This window comes from Rouxiella sp. WC2420 (assembly GCF_041200025.1).
Lineage (GTDB): Bacteria > Pseudomonadota > Gammaproteobacteria > Enterobacterales > Enterobacteriaceae > Rouxiella.
Genome location: NZ_CP165628.1, coordinates 5,254,819 through 5,274,856 on the forward strand (window position 1 = coordinate 5,254,819; position 20,038 = coordinate 5,274,856).

The 20,038-nt window shown below is 48.7% G+C and carries 21 protein-coding genes and 1 pseudogene; 13 read left to right on the plus strand and 9 right to left on the minus strand.

Translation table 11 applies throughout. The annotated features are described in order from the left end of the window. Window positions 1-194 precede the first annotated feature (194 nt). From AB3G37_RS24180 to phoU, 11 genes and pseudogenes are all read left to right on the plus strand, one after another. Complete coding sequence (locus tag AB3G37_RS24180; RefSeq protein WP_369789294.1) at window positions 195-1,478, plus strand: aminotransferase class I/II-fold pyridoxal phosphate-dependent enzyme; 1,284 nt, start codon at window positions 195-197, stop codon at window positions 1,476-1,478. Further along, window positions 1,465-2,517 (plus strand): hypothetical protein, encoded by a 1,053-nt coding sequence (locus AB3G37_RS24185; RefSeq protein WP_369789295.1) that lies wholly within the window; start codon window positions 1,465-1,467, stop codon window positions 2,515-2,517. Before AB3G37_RS24180 ends, AB3G37_RS24185 begins: the two co-directional genes overlap by 14 nt. A 48-nt stretch (window positions 2,518-2,565) precedes the next feature. Next, window positions 2,566-3,561 (plus strand): annotated as a pseudogene (locus AB3G37_RS24190) (AMP-binding protein); the annotation flags it as partial. Window positions 3,562-3,756: 195 nt separating this feature from the next. Next, entirely contained in the window at window positions 3,757-4,122 is a 366-nt protein-coding gene (locus tag AB3G37_RS24195; protein ID WP_369791027.1) for a hypothetical protein, read from the plus strand. Beyond that, a complete protein-coding gene (locus tag AB3G37_RS24200) occupies window positions 4,122-4,355 on the plus strand; it encodes a GNAT family N-acetyltransferase (RefSeq protein WP_369791032.1) in 234 nt (77 codons plus the stop codon). Before AB3G37_RS24195 ends, AB3G37_RS24200 begins: the two co-directional genes overlap by 1 nt. Beyond that, the gene (locus AB3G37_RS24205) at window positions 4,291-4,659 is read left to right on the plus strand and encodes a GNAT family N-acetyltransferase (protein WP_369789296.1); all 369 of its coding nucleotides are present in this window, start codon (window positions 4,291-4,293) and stop codon (window positions 4,657-4,659) included. Before AB3G37_RS24200 ends, AB3G37_RS24205 begins: the two co-directional genes overlap by 65 nt. Before the next feature lie 273 nt (window positions 4,660-4,932). Beyond that, entirely contained in the window at window positions 4,933-5,973 is a 1,041-nt protein-coding gene (gene pstS / locus AB3G37_RS24210; RefSeq protein WP_009637502.1) for a phosphate ABC transporter substrate-binding protein PstS, read from the plus strand. 108 nt (window positions 5,974-6,081) lie between these two features. Further along, the gene (pstC, locus tag AB3G37_RS24215) at window positions 6,082-7,038 is read left to right on the plus strand and encodes a phosphate ABC transporter permease PstC (protein ID WP_009637501.1); all 957 of its coding nucleotides are present in this window, start codon (window positions 6,082-6,084) and stop codon (window positions 7,036-7,038) included. Between the two features lies 1 nt (window position 7,039). Beyond that, on the plus strand, window positions 7,040-7,927 hold the full coding sequence (gene pstA, locus AB3G37_RS24220) for a phosphate ABC transporter permease PstA (RefSeq protein ID WP_009637500.1): 888 nt from the start codon (window positions 7,040-7,042) through the stop codon (window positions 7,925-7,927). A 42-nt stretch (window positions 7,928-7,969) separates the two neighbouring features. Continuing rightward, window positions 7,970-8,737 (plus strand): phosphate ABC transporter ATP-binding protein PstB, encoded by a 768-nt coding sequence (pstB, locus tag AB3G37_RS24225; protein WP_009637499.1) that lies wholly within the window; start codon window positions 7,970-7,972, stop codon window positions 8,735-8,737. 27 nt (window positions 8,738-8,764) lie between these two features. Beyond that, complete coding sequence (gene phoU / locus AB3G37_RS24230; protein WP_009637498.1) at window positions 8,765-9,505, plus strand: phosphate signaling complex protein PhoU; 741 nt, start codon at window positions 8,765-8,767, stop codon at window positions 9,503-9,505. Window positions 9,506-9,585: 80 nt separating this feature from the next. On the opposite strand, the gene AB3G37_RS24235 is transcribed toward phoU, so the two are convergent. Together AB3G37_RS24235 and yieH are read right to left on the minus strand one after the other, a co-directional pair. Next, window positions 9,586-10,230, minus strand: coding sequence for a TetR family transcriptional regulator (locus tag AB3G37_RS24235; protein WP_192807952.1), 645 nt, complete (start codon window positions 10,228-10,230; stop codon window positions 9,586-9,588). Window positions 10,231-10,312: 82 nt separating this feature from the next. After that, window positions 10,313-10,978: a 6-phosphogluconate phosphatase gene (gene yieH / locus AB3G37_RS24240; RefSeq protein WP_369789297.1), complete on the minus strand. Its 666-nt coding sequence runs from the start codon at window positions 10,976-10,978 to the stop codon at window positions 10,313-10,315. 266 nt (window positions 10,979-11,244) lie between these two features. On the opposite strand from yieH, the gene AB3G37_RS24245 reads away from it, so the two are divergent. After that, window positions 11,245-12,579 (plus strand): NCS2 family permease, encoded by a 1,335-nt coding sequence (locus AB3G37_RS24245; protein WP_369789298.1) that lies wholly within the window; start codon window positions 11,245-11,247, stop codon window positions 12,577-12,579. A gap of 66 nt (window positions 12,580-12,645) precedes the next feature. Here AB3G37_RS24245 and AB3G37_RS24250 read toward each other — a convergent pair whose 3' ends face one another. Then, window positions 12,646-13,215 (minus strand): NADPH-dependent FMN reductase, encoded by a 570-nt coding sequence (locus tag AB3G37_RS24250; RefSeq protein ID WP_369789299.1) that lies wholly within the window; start codon window positions 13,213-13,215, stop codon window positions 12,646-12,648. A 41-nt stretch (window positions 13,216-13,256) separates the two neighbouring features. Beyond that, entirely contained in the window at window positions 13,257-13,979 is a 723-nt protein-coding gene (locus tag AB3G37_RS24255) for a 4'-phosphopantetheinyl transferase superfamily protein (protein ID WP_369789300.1), read from the minus strand. Between the two features lie 498 nt (window positions 13,980-14,477). On the opposite strand from AB3G37_RS24255, the gene AB3G37_RS24260 reads away from it, so the two are divergent. Beyond that, entirely contained in the window at window positions 14,478-15,371 is an 894-nt protein-coding gene (locus AB3G37_RS24260) for a hypothetical protein (RefSeq protein ID WP_369789301.1), read from the plus strand. Between the two features lie 67 nt (window positions 15,372-15,438). Here AB3G37_RS24260 and mnmE read toward each other — a convergent pair whose 3' ends face one another. The 5 genes from mnmE to rpmH all read right to left on the minus strand — a co-directional run bounded on the left by mnmE (window position 15,439) and on the right by rpmH (window position 19,275). Then, window positions 15,439-16,803, minus strand: coding sequence for a tRNA uridine-5-carboxymethylaminomethyl(34) synthesis GTPase MnmE (mnmE, locus tag AB3G37_RS24265; RefSeq protein ID WP_369789302.1), 1,365 nt, complete (start codon window positions 16,801-16,803; stop codon window positions 15,439-15,441). 95 nt (window positions 16,804-16,898) lie between these two features. Further along, complete coding sequence (yidC, locus tag AB3G37_RS24270) at window positions 16,899-18,533, minus strand: membrane protein insertase YidC (RefSeq protein ID WP_009637490.1); 1,635 nt, start codon at window positions 18,531-18,533, stop codon at window positions 16,899-16,901. Between the two features lie 2 nt (window positions 18,534-18,535). Next, window positions 18,536-18,793: a membrane protein insertion efficiency factor YidD gene (yidD, locus tag AB3G37_RS24275; protein ID WP_009637489.1), complete on the minus strand. Its 258-nt coding sequence runs from the start codon at window positions 18,791-18,793 to the stop codon at window positions 18,536-18,538. Beyond that, complete coding sequence (gene rnpA / locus AB3G37_RS24280) at window positions 18,757-19,116, minus strand: ribonuclease P protein component (RefSeq protein WP_369789303.1); 360 nt, start codon at window positions 19,114-19,116, stop codon at window positions 18,757-18,759. The genes yidD and rnpA overlap by 37 nt, the downstream gene beginning before the upstream one ends. Before the next feature lie 18 nt (window positions 19,117-19,134). Next, window positions 19,135-19,275, minus strand: a complete 141-nt coding sequence (rpmH, locus tag AB3G37_RS24285; protein ID WP_009637487.1) for a 50S ribosomal protein L34 — start codon at window positions 19,273-19,275, stop codon at window positions 19,135-19,137. Between the last annotated feature and the right edge of the window lie 763 nt (window positions 19,276-20,038).

A 20,038-nucleotide genomic window follows, 5' to 3' on the forward strand; every position in this document is an offset into this window, starting at 1 on the left:
ATCATTAAAGATGCAGGGTTTTATTAGTGCAAACAAAACAATTGCTTCAATATCATTAATTTTAATAATTACAGGTTTTATTACATCATTTTTTAATTTAATTTCTCTAATTCTTAGGGAATTCGGCGTTGTTGTGTCTCCGGATTGGTTTTTATTAATCCAACGTAATTTCTGCTAAATATAAGAAGATGAAAATGAATATTCAAAACAGTTTTTTGCAAGCAAGCTCCAGTGAGCGCGATCCGCTGCTTTTAGTGCTTAAGCAGAGCCAGCAATATGATGTGCGCATTACTAAAGTTGAACATCGTGAGCTCACTGACGTGCATGGTAAGAAGCTTTTCGATTTTGCGTCCTGTAATTATCTCGGTTTTGACTGTGAACAGGAGGTGCTCCTCGATAAAGGCGTGCAGGCTGCCAAGGCTTTTGGCATGCATACTAGCCGTGCCCGATTAATGGGCTACCACGAACTTTTCACTCAGGTTGAAAAGAAACTCGCTACCTTTATCGGTGCCGAGGATACGCTGCTGTTTCCCAACACCACGCTGACCAGTATCGGCATTATTCCGGCGTTGGTGCAAAAGGGAGATCTGATAATCCTTGATAAATCAGCACATGCCACGATGTATCAGGCTGCACAGATGGCGCGGGACAAGGGGGCGATTCTAAAAAGCTTTGCCCAGGGAGATATGGATGCGCTGGAAACTTTATTGAAAACCCATAGTCATTGCCCGAGAAAAATGGTCTGCGTAGATGGCGTGTACAGCATGACCGGCGATTATGCCGATCTCGCGGGGCTGACTCCCTTGGTCGAAAAATATCAGGCACTGCTTTATGTTGATGACGGCCATGGGTTTGGATTTGTCGGTGAAAATCCTGATGTGCAGCACCCATACGGTAGCAAAGGTAACGGCATTATCAACCATCAGGGAACCTCGCCGGCCAATACCATGTATGTCGCCGGTACTGCCAAAGGTCTCGCAGCCAGTGCCGCATTCGCCGCGGTTACGCCAGAGATGAAAGAGTATCTGATGGCCTACGCCAAACCTCTGGACTATACCCATCCCTCTACTCCGTTCTGCCTCGGCGTGCTCGATGCGGCTCTCGATTTATTACCAAAAATCGGTGAACAGCGTCGCGCCGACGTTTATAAACTTACTGTGTCGCTGGTGGAAGGGCTGCGTGGTCTCGGTTTCCACGTTATGACGCAGACACTGTTTCCGATTATTTCTGTTTGGGCGGGAAATACTCAAACGCTTATCAATGCCTCTAAGTATCTCTATCAAAAAGGTATTTTCCTGACTGCTTGTCCTTATCCAACCATGCCCAGGGGAAAAGAAGCGCTGCGCATTACCGTGACAGCTCTGAATACCCAGCAGCAAATTGATCACATGCTAATGCTGTTTGCCGATATCAAGCAGCAATGGCAGCGGGCGGGAGTTGCATTGACGCCAGACGGGGAAAGTTATGCTCACGTATGATGTTGCTGCAAAAGACCGTGTCGAAATGTTCTATGGCCAAAAAAATGGCTGGCGAATGTTTGACGCTAGAATGCTGACTCCCGAAGTCACCGCGTATTTGAATGAGGAAAAACGCCAGATAGCCGGCTATCTGGAAAACTCGGCCAGCGGGCTGAGTCAGTTTGTAGAAATCGGCTGTGGTTATGGCCGTTACCTTCACGTCGCGTTGAAATATAAAGTGAATTATCGCGGTGTCGAGCTGGTTCGTTGGTTGGCGGAGCTGGGTAAAGCCAGAATTGCTGCCTGCCAGCTGCCCGAAAATTGTAGCGCGCAGATAGAACATCTTTCGGCGGATCATCTTCATTGCGTGCTGCCCTATAGTGAGCACGATATTTCCTCAAAAAGTTGCGTGTTCTTTCCCTTCAACTGTTTTGGCAACCTAAGTGACCCGCTGCGAGTGCTGTCCGAGCTGAAGGGGCGAAATACCGAGGTTATTATCTCCGGATTTTCCAGCAGCGAGCAGACCACCAGCGCAAGAATGGCTTATTACGCTAAATGTGGCTGCACCGATCTTAGTAGTCAGCATACCGAACGAGGGGTACAGATTTCATCAAGCGAGTTTCTTGAATCTCTGGCTTACCAATCTGGTGCTTTGGAGCTATTGCTAAATGAGTTTGGCTTCCGACTGACCAAACGTATCTCTCATTCTGCCATTGGCGAACTGTTCTTTTTCACCCCTTTCCATCTCAGCCCTGAAATGTCGTTGCCAGCTCCCGTTGCCAATCAAGAGCAATTTCTGTTGCAGGGATTTGTCGAGGAGGGAAAAAATCACGATCTGATGGGGCATATCCAGTCCACAGCATGGGGATTGGGAAAAGATGCCGGCCAGCTTTCGGTCAACGCCAATGACGTTGGCTGGCGAGAAGGGGCACTGGCCTGGCTGATTTCTTCTGCCGCTCGGGATGATGCCGTTCCGCTAATTGCCACCGGCACGATTTCTCAGGTAACCCTGTCGAATCAGGCTCCCGGAACAGTCAGTTTACTGATTAACACACATTAATGGATGCAATGTATGCTTTTATTAAACGCGGTGACCTTACCAGAATTAATGGCAGGTGGATTACGCCGGTTCTCGGATAATATTGCCGTTGAGTACGGCGATCAGAAATTTACTTATCAATATATTGAAAAGCTAAGCCAAGGTTTTTGTCGTTATTACCAATCGCATGGTTTAAAAAAAGGTGATCATATCGGTATTCTTTCCGATGTCACACCTATGGCGATTGGCGCAATGTTGGGTGCATTATCCGCTGGGCTAATTTATATACCCATTAATATACACGCACCAAATGCCTGGGTCAGTGATTTAATTATATCTGCCGAACTGAAACATATCATGGTGCAGAATAAATACCGGGAAATATTAGATTCGCCTGGAGATAATGCATTTGTGACATTGCTAGATAATTTCTCAGCACAGGACAACTCGTTAACTACCACGTTGTATGAAAAGAATCTAAGCGATAACGTAGCCTATATCCTTTATACCTCAGGATCGACTGGCTAGCCGAAAGGCATCATGATCACACACCGCAATGCTTGCTCTTTTATCTGCTGGATGCAAAAAGAGTTTGCCATTACGCCAGGCGATCGAGTGTTCAGTCGCGCGCCTTTGCAGTTTGACCTTTCAGTGTTTGATATTTTTACTACCTTGCTCAGCGGCGCTTGTCTGGTCATCGTCCCCGAGAATTTTGATAACTCGCCGCTCAATGTGGTGAGCTATATGCGTGATAAAAACGTTAGCGTGGTGTACACCGTGCCTTCGGCCTATATCCGCTGGTTAAGTAAAGGTGAATTGCAGCGCGGAATACCGAGTCTGCGAACGCTGCTTTACGCCGGAGAGCCTTTCTCGCCCTGCTGGCTGCGCCGCGTCATGGACTGTCTGCCGACTACCGCCGTGGCCAACATTTATGGTCCAACAGAAACTAACATCGTGACCTGCCAGCACGTTTCAAAGCCAACTACGGAAACTAGCGAAATACCGATCGGTTTCCCTGTCGACGATACGGAAATCTATATCGTTGATGAAGCAATGAATTTACTGCCACACGGCGAGTCAGGGGAGATCCTGGTGCGTGGCAGTACGGTGTTTGCCGGGTATTTTACCGCGCCTGAACTGACGCGCGAGAAGCTGATCCAAAGCCCCTTTCATCAGTATCCGACATTGGCGTTTCGCACCGGAGATTATGGTTATATCAATGAAAAAGGGGAGATCATTTACAAAGGCCGGATGGATAATATGGTGAAAACCCGCGGTTATCGGGTCGAAATTGGCGACGTTGAGAACGCGTTTACATCTATTGAAGAAGTCGAAGAGGTGGCTGTTGTCTCTTTACCTCATGAAAAATACGGCGCAACGCTTCACGTTTGCCTGAGTCTTAAAGACGTCAATCAAGGGTTAGCGCTGATACAGGAAAAAATCGCTGAAATTCTACCCGACTACATGTTGCCCTACGATTTTACGGTGATGGAAGAATTGCCTAAAACGGCAACCGGTAAAATTGATCGCGTCTGGTTGAAACAGGCATGCAAAAACCAGCTGAAATCCAAGCCCGAGATAAAAACCTCACAAGCGAATTATGTTAAATTGGCGAAGGAATCATAATGGAAAGCGTCATACCAATTATCGAAACAGACAGATTAATTCTCTGCGGGTGCAGTGTGGAGGATTTTCCTGCAATGTTGCATATCTATCAAGATGATATAGCTATGCGATTTGTTCCTCCAGGGGTGATAGGGCGAGAGGCTTGCTGGTCACTGTGGTTACAGTACCATGGCATGTGGGCAACGCTGGGTTTTGGGTTTTGGGTATTGGATAATCAAACTGAAACCCTGTAATACTATTATCGGTGAGATAGGATTCGCAGACTTTAAGCGAGACACCATGCCATCAATGCCTGACATGTTGGAAATTGGGACATTATTACACTCTGACTTCCACGGTTTTGGTTATGGCTATGAAGCGAAATGTGCCATCCTCGACTGGCAGGATAAAACGTTGAGCCGTCCTGTTTGTTGTCTTGTGATGCCCGATAATATTGTTGCGATTAAACAAGCTATTAAAAGCGGATTTACCTTCGAAAAATCGATCGCCTACGGCGATTACCAGCTGCGCCTGGGGTTGCGGGAGGTTATTCGGTAACGTATAAGTTCATAAATTGCACGCTGTCACAAAACTGTCATATAACCTACATTTTAGTGTCACTAAACTGTCCTATTTTGCTCCTGTGCTAAACACTTTACTAAGCTTCGACTTGAGTCGAATCAAAATTATCCGTTGTAATTGAAGCTACAGCTGTATCAGCGACGTTCGCTTACCCGAATTACTTACTACTGTAGGCCTATCGGGATTCGTTCACTTACTGTGTTGCTGCAACTCCAATGTCATAGGGTAGATAACCACCAGGAGTGGAATATGAAACTGATGCGTACAACTGTCGCCGGTATTGTGGCAGCGACTTTCTCTTTAACAGCAATGTCTGCCTTTTCAGCAACTAATCTGACTGGCGCAGGCGGTACTTTCCCTGCTCCAGTTTATGCAAAATGGGCTGATGCTTACAATAAATCTACCGGTGTTCAAGTTAACTACCAAGGCATCGGTTCTTCCGGCGGCGTAAAGCAGATTATTGCCAAAACCGTGGACTTCGGAGCATCAGATGCGCCTATGAGCGACGCTGATCTCGAGAAGAACGGCCTGTTCCAGTTCCCTACCGTTATCGGTGGTGTTGTTCTGGCAGTAAACATTCCTGGTGTGAAATCCGGTGAGTTGACTCTGGATGGTAAAGCTCTGGGTGATATTTACCTGGGCAAAATCAAAAAATGGAATGATGCAGAGATAACTAAGCTGAACCCAGGCGTAAAACTGCCTGATACCAACATCGCCGTGGTTCGTCGCGCCGATGGTTCTGGTACTTCTTTCGTATTTACTAGCTACCTGTCCAAAGCTAACGCGGACTGGAAAAAAGACATCGGCGTGGGTACTACCGTAAACTGGCCTGTCGGTTTAGGCGGTAAAGGCAACGACGGCGTTGCTGCTTTTGTACAACGTCTGCCAGGTTCAATCGGCTATGTTGAGTATGCTTACGCCAAGCAAAACAATCTGACTTACACCAAACTGGTTGATGCCAGCGGTAAAGCGATTTCTCCTTCAGAAGAGTCATTCAGCGCGGCAGCCAAAGGCGCAGACTGGAGCAAAACCTTTGCTCAGGATCTGACTTTCCAGAAGGGCGACAATGCGTGGCCAATCTCTTCCACCACCTTTATTCTGGTCTATAAACAACAGCAAGACGCGGCCAAAGGCGCGGAAGTGCTGAAGTTCTTTGACTGGGCCTATAAAAACGGTGACAAGCTGACTACCGGTCTGGATTACGCTTCTTTACCACAGTCTGTTGTTTCTCAAATCCAGACAGCCTGGAAAAGCAACGTTAAAGACAGCAGCGGTAAGTCAGTCTACTAAGCCTTTGGCTTAGGATTGCTGGTGATATAAAGTACGAGTCTTCTGTCTCAATCTCTCCCGATAAACCCTTGTCGGGGGAGAAATAAATCTGAATAAGAAGAGAGTGTTATGGCTGAAAAAACGCCGTCCATCAAAGCACCAAGCAAGAACGGTGACATCATCTTCGGCGCGCTGGTTAAACTGGCTGCGCTGATTGTGCTATTCCTGCTCGGCGGGATCATCGTTTCGTTATTCATTTCTTCCTTGCCTAGCATGGAAAAGTTTGGCTTTTCTTTCCTGTGGAATAAAACCTGGGATGTACCCAATGAGCAATTTGGTGCGCTGGTGCCGATTTATGGCACGATTGTTACCTCGGTCATTGCTCTGCTGATAGCTGTCCCGGTCAGCTTTGGTATCTCACTGTTTCTGACTGAACTGGCGCCTAACTGGTTGAAACGTCCCCTGGGGATCGCTATCGAACTGCTGGCGGCTATCCCGAGTATCGTTTACGGCATGTGGGGCCTGTTTGTCTTTGCTCCTTTATTTGCGACTTATTTTCAAACACCTGTCGGCGATGTTCTTTCAGGCATTCCAATTATTGGTGCACTTTTCGCGGGTCCGGGGTTTGGTATTGGTATCCTGGCGGCTGGCGTAATTCTTGCGATCATGATCATCCCCTACATTGCCTCTGTGATGCGCGACGTGTTCGAGCAGACGCCAGTGATGATGAAAGAATCGGCCTACGGCATCGGTTGTACGACCTGGGAAGTTATCTGGCGTATCGTTTTACCTTTCACCAAGAACGGCGTTATTGGCGGCGTGATGCTTGGCCTCGGACGCGCTTTGGGTGAAACCATGGCAGTGACCTTTATCATCGGTAACACTTACCAGCTCGATAGTGCCTCGTTGTACATGCCGGGTAACAGTATTACCTCGGCGTTGGCCAACGAATTTGCCGAAGCAGCATCGGGCCTGCATACCTCGGCCCTGATGGAGCTAGGCCTGATCCTGTTCGTGATCACCTTTATCGTGTTGGCGCTATCAAAGCTGATGATTCTGCGTCTGGCTAAGAATGAGGGGCGTTAAGATGGCAACTCTTGAAATGCAAAGCAACGATGCGCTGTTTGAATCCCGTCGCAAACGTCAGGCCTGGCGACGCCAGAAGAACCGTATCGCGCTGTTGTTATCAATGGCGACCATGGTTTTTGGCCTGTTCTGGCTGGTTTGGATCTTGTTTACCACGGTAACCAAAGGTATCGACGGTATGTCGCTGGCGCTGTTTACCCAAAACACGCCACCGCCAAACACTGCAGGCGGTGGTTTGGCAAACGCCATTGCCGGCAGCGGACTTTTGATCCTCTGGTCTACAGTGGTTGGTACTCCGCTGGGGATCCTTGCCGGTGTGTATCTTGCTGAATATGGGCGTAAATCTTGGCTGGCCGAGGTGATTCGTTTTATTAACGATATCCTGCTGTCTGCTCCTTCCATCGTGGTCGGACTGTTTGTTTACACCATTGTAGTGGCAAAAATGGGTCACTTTTCAGGCTGGGCGGGGATTCTGGCGCTGGCGCTGCTGCAGGTTCCTATCGTGATTCGTACCACCGAGAACATGCTGAAACTGGTGCCTGACAGTCTGCGTGAAGCGGCCTATGCATTGGGAACGCCGAAATGGAGAATGATTTCAGCCATTACGCTGAAGGCCTCAGTCTCTGGAATTATCACGGGTGTTCTGCTGGCTATCGCGCGTATTGCCGGTGAAACCGCGCCGCTGCTGTTTACCTCGCTCTCCAACCAGTTTTGGAGCACCGATTTAATGCAGCCTATCGCCAACCTTCCGGTCACCATATTTAAATTTGCCATGAGCCCGTTTGCAGAATGGCAGGACTTGGCCTGGGCTGGCGTTCTGCTAATTACTGTATGCGTACTGCTGCTGAACATCATTGCTCGCGTGATCTTCGCCCAGAAAAAGCAGTAATTATAAAAATTTTGATTAAAGAGAGATGTCTTAATGAGTCGAATGACCGATGCATCCAACAGTAAAATCCAGGTCCGCGATCTGAATTTTTATTACGGCAAATTCCATGCGCTGAAAAACATCTCCCTGGATATTGCCAAAAACGAAGTTACCGCTTTTATCGGCCCGTCTGGCTGCGGTAAATCGACGCTTCTGCGCACTTTAAACAAGATGTATCAGCTATATCCTGATCAGCGTGCCGAGGGTGAAATTTTGCTCGACGGCGAAAATATTCTGGTAGATAAGCAGGATATCGCCCTGCTGCGCGCCAAGGTCGGCATGGTATTTCAAAAGCCGACCCCGTTCCCGATGTCGATTTACGACAACATCGCTTTTGGCGTGCGTTTATTTGAGAAGCTGTCGCGTACCGACATGGATGAGCGCGTGCAGTGGGCTTTGACCAAAGCGGCACTTTGGAATGAGTCGAAAGATAAGCTGCATCAGAGCGGTTACAGTTTGTCTGGTGGTCAGCAGCAGCGTTTGTGTATCGCTCGCGGTATCGCCATTCGTCCTGATGTTTTACTGCTTGATGAGCCTTGCTCGGCGCTGGATCCGATCTCGACCGGCCGCATCGAAGAGCTGATTACCGAGTTGAAATCCGACTATACGGTGGTGATCGTGACCCATAACATGCAGCAGGCAGCTCGCTGCTCGGACCGCACTGCGTTTATGTATCTCGGCGAATTGATTGAATACAGTGATACTGACTCATTGTTCACCTCACCTGCTCAAAAGCAGACCGAGGACTACATTACTGGCCGCTACGGTTGATGCTCTTCAAGGTAGAGAGGAAACAAGATGGACAATCTGAATCTCAATAAACATATTTCAGCCCAGTTCAATGCCGAACTTGAACATATCCGCACTCAGGTATTGGCGATGGGCGGCCTGGTTGAACAGCAGCTTACCGATGCCATCACCGCGATGCACAATCAGGATGCTGAGCTGGCCGAGCGTGTCATCAAGGGTGATGACAAAGTAAACATGATGGAAGTGGCGATTGATGAAGCCTGCGTGCGGATTATTGCTAAACGTCAACCCACTGCCAGCGATCTGCGTATGGTTATGGCGATCATCAAGACGATTTCCGAGCTGGAACGCATCGGCGATGTGGCCGATAAAATCTGTCGCACCGCGTTGGAGAAATTCTCTCATCTGCATCAGCCGCTGTTGGTGAGTCTGGAATCATTGGGCCGTCACACCGTACAGATGCTGCACGACGTGCTGGATGCCTTTGCGCGTATGGATCTCGATGAGGCGATCCGCGTCTATCGCGAAGATAAAAAGGTCGATCAGGAATATGAGGGCATCGTGCGTCAGCTGATGACTTATATGATGGAAGACCCGCGCATGATCCCAAGCATTCTAACGGCGTTGTTTTGTGCCCGTTCGATCGAGCGTATCGGCGACCGTTGCCAGAATATCAGCGAGATTATTTTCTACTTCGTGAAGGGGCAAGATTTCCGTCATGTCGGGGGCGATGCGCTGGAGAAGCTGCTGGTTGATGGTAAAAGCGGTAAAGAAAACAAAACAGAATAGCTTTAACCTTTCCCAATACAACAAATGCAGACGCCCGATAAATTGATTATCGGGCGTTTTATTTTGTATCGCAGAGCTTGCTAAATCATTAAATAACGCAACGCCACCATCACTGCCAACTGGCGATAATGCGCATTCTGCGTATCAAACTCATCCGGATTCTCAAACAACGCACCAAAGGTGTATTGGTTGGCGACCTGGTGAACACAAAGACTGCTGATCAGGCGGTGCACGTCCCGCGCCTGGGCATCTTCTTTAAATAGATGACCTTTCTTGCCGCGTTCGAGAATATCATCCAGCAAGGTTAGCGCCGTTTGGTTTAGTGCGCGGATGTTGGTGGATTGACGAATAAAGCGGCCGCGCAGCATATTCTCGGTGGAGACAATGCGAATAAATTCCGGGTGCGAAACGTGAAAATCAAAACTGGCCTCTACCAGCTTAACAATGGCTTCGGCAGGCGGATAGGCTGATAAATCCAGCTCAAGTTCATGTTTACGCAAACAGCGATAAACATACTCCAACACCTGCATGTAGAGCGCTTCTTTCGATTTATAGTGATAAACCACCATGCGTTTGGTGGTATCAGCGTTTGAGGCGATATTTTCCATCCGTGCGCCCATTAATCCGGACTCGGCGAACTCGATAAGCGCGCTATCAAAAATGCGCTGCTTGAGGCCTATTGGATCGTTCTTTCGCCCCGTTGTTTGGGGACTTTGGCTAGTCAGCGTCTTCTCCTTAACGGAATCGGTGTCGTCTTTTAAAACAGTCACTATCTCTAAATACAGTGACAAATCAAATGCCAGCGCATTATTTGACGATATTGTAGCCTTTCTCGCGCCAGATAGCGGCAAGTTGATGCATATCTGTGAATGCGGTAACCAGCTGGTGATCGATAACCGGATTATGAGTATCGGCACAGTAATAATAAACCGGAATATTGGCTGCGATACCCGCCTGAACGCCGGCCACAGAATCTTCAACCAAAATGCAGGTGGAGATTGAAACCTGCATGGCCTCGGCTGCGTGATAAAGCAACGCCGGGTCAGGTTTCCAGCGCTGCAAATCGTAACCGCTGTAAAGACGATCTCTCATAAAAGGGAGCAAACCGGTGAGCCCCAGAGAGTGCTGCATTTTAGTCACTGGACCATTGGAGACCACACACATCGGCACAGTTATTGACTCCAGCAGTTCTTTTGCGCCTGCAATCGGTTCGAGTTTTTCATCAAACAGCCGAGCTACGTGCTGACGGAAAACCGCTTCCATCTCTTCTTTTCCGGCTTTAAGACCGTGCTGTTGATTAATAATATCGATAATTTCGTACAGCTTTACGCCTTTGTACTTTTTAAACATCTCATCATAGGAAACGGTCACGCCGAAATGGGCAAACATCAGGACGTAAGCCTCGCAGCACAGCCGCTCACTGTCGACTAGTGTGCCATCACAGTCAAAGAAAACGCATTCTATCCGGGGCATATTTCATCCTTTTTCTGAATTAACCGCTTAGTTAATGACATGACTCCAGAAGGTATCTTACAGAAAATACTCGCCTGTTCCGAACTCCTTATCCTGGAGACCGTGCGATAAAAGCTAAAATAATGAGCATTAAAAACCAGCAGTTGCTCCTAAAAGCGGTCTAAAAAGTGTAAACATGCAATAAAAAGCAGCGCAATCATCTCAATCGGCGGAGGATTTAGGTTAGGATAGCGGCCGACGAATTTCCCCCTCTTTGGAACTCAATAATGAGCACACCACAAAATAATGCCGGCGCAGGTAAAGGGATGTTAGAGCGCTGGTTTAAACTGAGCGCCCATGGCACGACGCTGAAAACGGAGACAGTTGCCGGTTTCACAACTTTCCTGACCATGGTGTATATCGTCTTCGTTAACCCGCAGATATTGGGCGTGGCGGGGATGGATAAGCAGGCCGTATTTGTTACTACCTGTCTGATTGCGGCATTCGGCAGTATTTTGATGGGACTTATCGCCAATCTGCCCGTCGCGCTGGCACCTGCGATGGGCCTGAATGCTTTCTTCGCCTTTGTGGTGGTCGGTGCGATGGGGATCTCATGGCAAACCGGCATGGGCGCGATTTTCTGGGGCGCGGTCGGCCTGTTCCTGCTGACCATTTTCCGCGTTCGCTACTGGATGATAGCGAATATACCTGTGAGCTTGAGGGTCGGGATCACCAGCGGTATCGGCTTGTTCATCGGCATGATGGGCCTGAAAAATGCCGGTATTATCGTTGCGAACCCGGATACGCTGGTGTCGATCGGCAAATTGACCTCGCACTCGGTGCTGCTTGGTGCGCTGGGTTTCTTTATTATCGCTATTCTGGCGGCGCGTAACATTCATGCCGCGGTGCTGATCTCTATCATTATCACGACTCTGATTGGCTGGGCGCTGGGTGACGTTCACTACGCGGGAGTATGGTCGATGCCGCCAAGCGTTACCAGCGTGGTTGGGCAGGTTGATATCAAAGGCTCGCTGAATATTGGTCTGGCGGGGATTATTTTCTCCTTTATGCTGGTCAATCTGTTCGACTCGTCAGGCACGCTGATTGGCGTTACCGATAAAGCCGGGCTTGCCGACAGTGAAGGTAAATTCCCGCAGATGAAACAGGCGCTGTTTGTCGATAGCGTTAGCTCGGTTGTGGGTTCCTTCATCGGCACCTCAGCGATCAGCGCCTATATCGAAAGCTGCTCCGGCGTGGCGATTGGGGGTCGTACCGGTCTGACTGCCGTTGTCACCGGGCTTTTGTTCCTGCTGGTTATTTTCATCTCTCCGTTAGCCGGAATGGTGCCAGCCTATGCTGCTGCAGGCGCGCTAATTTATGTCGGCGTGCTGATGACTTCCAGCCTTGCGCGAGTGACCTGGGATGATTTAACCGAAGCAGTCCCTGCGTTTGTTACCGCAGTCATGATGCCTTTCAGTTTCTCGATTACAGAAGGGATTGCCCTGGGGTTTATTTCTTACGTGGTAATGAAGCTGGGAAGCGGTCGCTGGAGAGACATCAGCCCGTGCGTGCTGGTGGTAACTATCTTGTTTGTATTGAAGATTGCCTTTATCGATAAATAACGATCAGTCAGCAATTTTTCAATAGAAAGGCCGCATGCCGCGGCCTTTTTGGTTCCCAGAGCCTGCTTATTTCTTGAAGCGCCGTGTAAAATCTGAAAACGCGCTGAGCTGGCCGGTAAGATGGTCCAGCGTATTTTGATCAACCACTTCTCCCAGCTGCGCATCGACCTTGCTCTGAATCACTCCTCCCATAAACTCCGGCTTGTTGAGAACCATGGCATCCAGGAACACTAAAATCTGCCGCAGGTGATACTGACAGCGTGCGCCGCCAATGGCCCCCATTGAGCTGGTTTGAATTAACACCGGTTTTCCTGCTAACGGCTGCTCTGGCAGGCGCGAGAGCCAGTCGATGGCGTTCTTCAGACCACCGGGTACAGAATAGTTATATTCAGGCGTTACGATGATCACCCCATCGGCCGCACGGATCTGTTCGGCGATACTTTCGATCGTCGCGGGAAAGCCAGATTCTTGCTGAATGTCTGCGTCATATAGCGGAATTTCGCCAATAGAAGGCAGTGCTTCAATCGTGACGCCTTCTGGGGATAACTTTGGCAGCGTACGCGCAACCATCGCGTTGAAAGAGCCTTTACGCAAGCTGCCTAACAGCGTGACAAACTTCAGTGGTTGAGTAGACATTAACGACTCCTGATTGATTGGTTAAAACGCACAAAGGGAGGCTACTTGGCCGGGGGCAAGCTGGTTAACTTCATAAAGTGTAGTGAATCCACCTGCTGCTGGGCAGCAAATGTCTGCAGGCGTGTGAAACCTTCTGTTGGCGTATAGCGCCAGCAGATCAGGCGCTGAATGGCCGGGGTGTGAGCGCAAGACCAGATTTCCGCGCCTTCAATATCGCTCATGACCTGCACATTGGGCGTAATGCTTGATCGCAAACGACCGGAACTCGGGTGCAGACTCAGGGTATCTGAGGTGATATCACTCTGTCCCGAGAGTTTATGTACGCTCTGCCGGATACATTCTAACTGGGATGCCGACTCATCGGGATCGGTTTGCATGGCGATCCAGGTTTTCTCTACCGCTGCAAGTGCTGACTGGCGCGACTGATGAATAGGGCTGCGAGCATGCAGGATCTCGAGATCAAGTCCCACCTTGCCTTCGCTGCTGAGCATCACACCAATGGTGTTACCGGCGTAGGCAAGGCTAAAATCAGGCAGTCCGCTGCTGGCAAAACTTGGGCGTCCGCTGGGCAGGGTGACTACTTGCGGAAGCTGCGTCGAACCATACAAATAAAACATCATTTCAGCCAAAAGTGCGCGGCCATGTATAAATCGAACGCGAAGCTTGGGGGAGAGGGTATTGGCGAAATCCAGAACGTCAGCGGGCAGGCGGTGAGTATTTGGCTCGTTATCCGTCATAACCCATCTTGCAAAGTGGCACGCCATTGTTCACTCCCTGAGTAATGGTTCGTACATGGCTTAGATTAAAGTCTGTCCATAGTACGATCTTAATGCAAATTATATAAATAACTTATCGATTAGCTTTTTATACCTAGCGGGTTAAAAGTTGAATAAGAATAACCTGTTAGTTGCCTGACTGCTTACCACTGTTTTCTAACAGAAAATTAATTTTTGTTACTCGTTAACATCAGAGGGTTTTACTAATGTTTACCAGGGAGCGACTTGAGGATAGTGGGTGGGAATATATTATCTCGAAGCTATAAGTGTTTAGTTAGTTAATAGAGTTGAAAGTAGGAAAGTAATTCTAAAAGGGATGTAGAGTCATTTTATTAGGAGTTTCTTTATATCTGCCGAGGAATAAATATATAAAAATTTGATTTAGATCAATGAAGGGTAATTCTGTCCATATTTGATGATTAATGCTGGTTTGTATTAGTGTACTTTGCTGGCGAGAATAATGCTTATCCAGGAGGGATGCTAAACATGCCTAAAATTATTAATGTAAATAACATACCAGGCTATAAGCCAGTTAAAACTATTGAGAAAGATTTCCCTAATAAAACAAGTTTGGCTAATCATGTTAATAATGTAGGAAATAATTCTAATTCATCACCAGAAAGTAACATTCTATGCACCGATCCTTTTATTGGCATAAATATGGAAAGAGTTTATTCCCCCTGCCAAAATGAGATTCAGAAACCTTTACCCACGTTAAAAATTTTCATGGCTCTAGGGACTATTGCTTTAATAGGTGGCTCAATGGCCTATGCTTCAGGAGCTCTAAGGGCGGAGGAGGCTGAGAACCTGCTGGGGCGGGGAAACCACGAATCGAATAAGAATCTTATAGACCTGGGATTTAGCCGTGGGTTTTCTGGAAAGATGGAAGCTAAACATCTCTTGGCCATAAAAGTTATTGATGATTATAATAAGTCACCCAACCGGAGTAATCCTCTTCCTCCTCGCAGGGTACTTTCTACCCCAAAAGACAATAAGCGGTTAATTATAATAGATCATATAATTAAAGATGTCGCCGCATCCTTCAACAGTTTTGAAACCAATATTTCTCATGATAATAAATCTTTAGAAAAAATGACTGGCTCTCAGAGAGAGTTATTCATAAAGCGGATTAGTCTTTATAAAAAAGCTCAGCAAGAAATTGCCACACTGCAAGCCGCTATTCTTAAGATTACCTCGAATATGAACATTAGCGTTTACAATGAGGCTAAGGCTTTAATTACCTTAATCGATAGTTTCTGCAAAAAATTTAAAGCGATGGATGAGAATGCCAGTGAAATTGTAAAAATCCCGCAGAATCTTCTAAGCCTGAGCCAATTATTAGAAATTCAGCAAGAACGTCTGGAGACGTTGTCGAGCTGATGAAATTGCACTTATTCACAAAGGTTATTAAACCATTGTGAGTAAGTGCTTACATTTCATGCAGGGCTTATTTACCGATACAGAAGCTTGAGAAGATACGGCCAAGCAGGTCATCGGAGCTGAATTCGCCCGTTATTTCGCTCAGCGATTGCTGGGAAAGACGCAGTTCTTCGGCCAGTAACTCTCCCGCCCACGCGCCCAGCAGCTGATCTTTGCCCTGTAACAGGTGTTGCGCTGCCTCTTCGAGCGCCTGCAAGTGACGGCGGCGCGCCAGGAAACCGCCTTCCATGTTCTGATTAAAGCCCATGCTCTCTTTTAAGTGTTCACGCAGGAGGTCAATTCCTTCACCGGTGCGCGCAGACAGGCGAATAAGTGAGTGACCATTCACTTCTGTCTTACCCATTGTCTCACCTGTCACATCGGCTTTATTTCGTACAACGACGATCGGCAGAGAAGCCGGCAGGCGCGCCATAAAGTCTGGCCATATTTCGGCAGGCTCAGTGGCTTCAGTGGTGGTGCCGTCAACCATAAACAGCACAGTATCTGCCTGTTCTATTTCATTCCATGCGCGTTCGATACCAATTCGCTCCACTTCATCACTGGCATCGCGCAGACCGGCGGTATCAATAATGTGCAGCGGCATCCCGTCAATATGAATGTGTTCGCGTAATACGTCGCGCGTTGTGCCGGCAATATCGGTGACAATAGCGGCTTCACGGCCTGCTAATGCATTGAGAAGGCTAGATTTACCGGCGTTTGGACGACCAGCAATTACCACCTTCATCCCTTCACGCAGCAGGCTGCCTTGCCGTGCTTCAGTACGCACGGCATCTAAATCACCGATCACTTGATTGAGCTTGGCTTCGATTTTGCCATCAGAGAGGAAATCAATCTCCTCATCCGGGAAGTCGATAGCAGCCTCGACGTAGATTCGCAGGTTAGTAAGTGCTTCCACCAAGTGATGGATTCGGGTAGAAAATGCACCCTGCAATGAGTTTACGGCAGAGCGTGCAGCCTGCTCGGAACTGGCGTCAATCAGGTCGGCAATCGCCTCTGCCTGTGCCAAATCCAGCTTGTCATTCAGGAACGCGCGTTCGGAAAACTCGCCTGGGCGGGCAATACGCACGCCGGGAATAGCCAGAATGCGTTTGATCAACAGGTCGAGGATAACTGGCCCGCCGTGGCCCTGTAGCTCGAGCACGTCTTCTCCTGTGAAGGAGTTAGGGCCTGGGAACCACAGTGCTATCCCTTGATCCAGGGTGCTGCCATCGGCATCACGGAACGGCAGATAGTCGGCGTAGCGCGGCTTGGGCAGTTTGCCCAATATTTCCTGCGCAATCAGGCTGGCCGAACGACCAGAAATGCGTACAATACCGACGCCACCGCGGCCTGGCGGCGTAGCTTGAGCAACGATAGTGTCTGACGTATTCATAGAATTCTCGGTGTTTAAACTAAAAAAGAAGGCGGTCTAATTGACCGCCTTCCTGTGTGCTTATTCCTATTATACAGCTACAGCGTCGTTAACTTTTACGCTTTCTTCTTGTCGCGGCTGTGCAAGCCACGTTTTTCCAGACCGCGATAAATCAGCTGCTGCTGGAGGATGGTTACCAGGTTACTGACGATGTAGTAGCACACCAGGCCAGACGGGAACCACAGGAAGAACACGGTGAAGATAACCGGCATAAAGGTCATGATCTTCTGCTGCATCGGGTCAGTGACGGTAGTCGGCGACATCTTCTGGATGAAGAACATCGTGATACCCATCATCACTGGCAGGATGAAGTACGGGTCTTGCGCTGATAGGTCATGGATCCACAGGATAAACGGCGCGTGGCGCAGTTCAATGGAACCAGACAGCATGTAATACAGTGCCAGGAAGATTGGCATCTGAATAACCAGCGGCAGGCAGCCACCCAGCGGGTTAACTTTTTCCGACTTGTACAGCGCCATCATCTCTTGGCTCTGACGCTGTTTGTCATCACCGATACGCTCACGCATTGCGGCCAGCTTCGGCTGCAGCATACGCATTTTCGCCATCGACGTATATTGCGCACGGGTCAGTGGGTACATGATACCGCGCACGATAAAGGTGATGATGATAATGGAGAAGCCCCAGTTACCGATGAAGCTATGGATAAATTTCAACAGCTTGAACAGCGGCTGAGAAATAAACCACAACCATCCGTAGTCAACAGTCAGGTCAAGGTGTGGCGCGATAGCGGCCATTTTGTCCTGAATTTCAGGGCCAACCCACAGGGTAGAACCCACCTGCTGCTGAGCGCCTGGTTGAACAACAAACGGTGCGCCCTTAAAGCCGATAGACGAGATACCGTCGTTGGTCGCGGTGTAGAAAGTATTGGTATCTTTCGCAGAAGGGATCCACGCCGTTGCAAAGTACTGCTGCAACATTGCAACCCAACCGCCCTGCGTGGTGACGTTCAGATTTTCGCTCTTGTCGAACGCGTATTTCTGATACTTGTCATCGCTGGAAGAGTAAGCCGCACCGCGATAGGTATGCAGAGCAAAGCTGTGGTTACCCGTATCGCGATCTTTTGGCAGTTCTGAAGTTTGTTTCAGCTGACCGAACAGGGTCAGATCCAACGGAGCTTTGGTAGTGTTGTTAACGTTATAGTCAACGTTCACCGCGTAAGAGCCGCGTTTGATAACGAAAGTTTTGGTATAAACTGCGCCGTTCTGAGCCGTGTAGGTCATCGGGATACGCAATTCAGTCTGGCCTTCACCTAAAGTAAAGGTGTCCTGGCTAGTGGTGTAAAGAGGACGCTCACCGTTAGCAGGGTTGTCTGGGCCATTTTTGCCTGTCAGACCGCTTTGAGCCTGATAAACGAAATTAGGAGAAGTTTCCAGCAGCTGGAATGGAGCCGTAGATTTCAGCGCTACCGGATATTGGGTCAACAGCGCTTTCTCGATATCGCCACCACGGGTATTGATGGTTAAAGAGAGAACGTCAGTGTTAACAGTGATCAGTTTGCCCTGTCCGCTTCCAGGAACAGCCTGGTTGGCAGCATCACCGGTGGCTGTGTTCGCAGTCTGTTGCGTGGTCTGATTGGCTGGTTGCGGAGCGTGGTCCGTTTGCCAGGCCTGCCAGATCATGAAAGACACGAACAGCAGAGCGATGAGGAAAAGATTGCGTTGCGAATCCATCGTTAGTGTTCTCTGTTATTGTCGGTTTTCGGCGGTACGGGGTCATCACCACCTGGGTTTAAAGGATGGCATTTTAATACGCGCTTCAGCGTCAACCAACTACCTTTTACCATGCCAAAACGACCAATTGCCTCAATACCGTATTGAGAGCAGGTTGGTCGAAAACGACAATGAGGCCCCAACATTGGGCTGATAACCAGTTGATACCCGCGTATCAAGGTTATCAGGATGCGGGAGCCTGTCGGCAATGTCGACGCCATAATTTCTCCAACGCTTCCGTTAACGCACGGTTATCGAGATCGGCAACCCCCTTCTTCACCAGTACGACAAAATCCATTGACGGCAGCGCATGCTGATTTAACCGGAAACTTTCGCGGGTTAGGCGTTTAATCCGATTACGTTCATGAGCGCGTTTGACATGTTTTTTTGCGACTGTGAGACCGACGCGGGGATGCCCCAGCTCGTTCAGGCGGCCAAGGATGGTGATTTGAGGCGTGCCGGCCCGTTGTGGCTGCTGGAAGACGAAAGTGAAATGACGGGGAGTTAACAAACGTAACTCCCTGGGAAAAGCTAGCTTAACCACTAAACAGGTTAGCTTTTATTACTTAGAAGCAGACAGACGGGTACGGCCTTTCGCGCGACGGCGAGCCAGAACCTGACGACCATTCTTGGTGGCCATACGAGCACGGAAACCGTGGCTACGGTTGCGCTTCAGTACGGACGGTTGGAAAGTGCGTTTCATGGCGATTTCTACCTAAACTTAAAATTAAAACTGATCAGTAAACGCGTGGGCTTTCGGTGCCGAAGCAGCCGATGCCTTTGTCGCAACATATAAAGAAGCTGGATTGTAATAATTGTACAGTCCTGAGTCAATTTACATTGCTAGAAAGCGTGCCTAAATGTTTACCAAATATTCCCGTGCTCACCGATGACCATCAGGAGCACAGGTATCACACGTAGGGCTGAGGATTATACGGACTCTTGCCCAAATCGCAAGGATCGCCGCTTGATCCTTGAACATTCTTATTGTGATCCCGGTTGAAAAGCTGTGAATGGCCTGAGGAGAAAACTTATTTTTAGGTGCAAAGCGGCTGACACCCGCCTACTATTCATAGGTTCAATCGCGGGTTCAGCGAATCTTACCCACTCATTGGACATCGCCTGTGGATAAAATGGATCTATTCTGTGAGGAAGGGGAGGATCTCTGCCGCGGTTTGCGTTATGATCCGCCATTCCGATCGCGATCCGTCCCGGACGCCTGATCGGCCTGTAGATTTTTTAAACGAAACTTATAGCCGACAAAAAACCGTATAAATCGGTTCACACGTCGCTTTTGGTCGCTGACAGGGTGACCTGAAGACATCTCCTCAATATTTATAGTAGCCACTACGGTTAAATCCCGTGGCATCGCTGTAAATGTCAGAGCGAGGCGTGTGTCTAAAATCATGATTTAAAAAATATCCTGATCCTTTTTCTTTTTTGGTCTTGTTCGAGTGGAGTCCGCC

What these genes read in the sequence shown, in the direction of transcription:
- pstC (WP_009637501.1), top strand. Translation starts at nt 6,082, where the DNA reads ATGGCTGAAAAAACGCCGTCCATCAAAGCACCAAGCAAGAACGGTGAC.
- AB3G37_RS24245 (WP_369789298.1), top strand. Translation starts at nt 11,245, where the DNA reads ATGAGCACACCACAAAATAATGCCGGCGCAGGTAAAGGGATGTTAGAG.
- AB3G37_RS24180 (WP_369789294.1), top strand. Translation starts at nt 195, where the DNA reads ATGAATATTCAAAACAGTTTTTTGCAAGCAAGCTCCAGTGAGCGCGAT.
- AB3G37_RS24250 (WP_369789299.1), bottom strand. Translation starts at nt 13,215, where the DNA reads ATGTCTACTCAACCACTGAAGTTTGTCACGCTGTTAGGCAGCTTGCGT.
- AB3G37_RS24185 (WP_369789295.1), top strand. Translation starts at nt 1,465, where the DNA reads ATGCTCACGTATGATGTTGCTGCAAAAGACCGTGTCGAAATGTTCTAT.
- rpmH (WP_009637487.1), bottom strand. Translation starts at nt 19,275, where the DNA reads ATGAAACGCACTTTCCAACCGTCCGTACTGAAGCGCAACCGTAGCCAC.
- mnmE (WP_369789302.1), bottom strand. Translation starts at nt 16,803, where the DNA reads ATGAATACGTCAGACACTATCGTTGCTCAAGCTACGCCGCCAGGCCGC.
- AB3G37_RS24255 (WP_369789300.1), bottom strand. Translation starts at nt 13,979, where the DNA reads ATGGCGTGCCACTTTGCAAGATGGGTTATGACGGATAACGAGCCAAAT.
- pstS (WP_009637502.1), top strand. Translation starts at nt 4,933, where the DNA reads ATGAAACTGATGCGTACAACTGTCGCCGGTATTGTGGCAGCGACTTTC.
- AB3G37_RS24195 (WP_369791027.1), top strand. Translation starts at nt 3,757, where the DNA reads ATGGTGAAAACCCGCGGTTATCGGGTCGAAATTGGCGACGTTGAGAAC.
- AB3G37_RS24205 (WP_369789296.1), top strand. Translation starts at nt 4,291, where the DNA reads ATGGCATGTGGGCAACGCTGGGTTTTGGGTTTTGGGTATTGGATAATC.
- AB3G37_RS24260 (WP_369789301.1), top strand. Translation starts at nt 14,478, where the DNA reads ATGCCTAAAATTATTAATGTAAATAACATACCAGGCTATAAGCCAGTT.
- yieH (WP_369789297.1), bottom strand. Translation starts at nt 10,978, where the DNA reads ATGCCCCGGATAGAATGCGTTTTCTTTGACTGTGATGGCACACTAGTC.
- yidD (WP_009637489.1), bottom strand. Translation starts at nt 18,793, where the DNA reads ATGGCGTCGACATTGCCGACAGGCTCCCGCATCCTGATAACCTTGATA.
- AB3G37_RS24200 (WP_369791032.1), top strand. Translation starts at nt 4,122, where the DNA reads ATGGAAAGCGTCATACCAATTATCGAAACAGACAGATTAATTCTCTGC.
- phoU (WP_009637498.1), top strand. Translation starts at nt 8,765, where the DNA reads ATGGACAATCTGAATCTCAATAAACATATTTCAGCCCAGTTCAATGCC.
- yidC (WP_009637490.1), bottom strand. Translation starts at nt 18,533, where the DNA reads ATGGATTCGCAACGCAATCTTTTCCTCATCGCTCTGCTGTTCGTGTCT.
- pstA (WP_009637500.1), top strand. Translation starts at nt 7,040, where the DNA reads ATGGCAACTCTTGAAATGCAAAGCAACGATGCGCTGTTTGAATCCCGT.
- pstB (WP_009637499.1), top strand. Translation starts at nt 7,970, where the DNA reads ATGACCGATGCATCCAACAGTAAAATCCAGGTCCGCGATCTGAATTTT.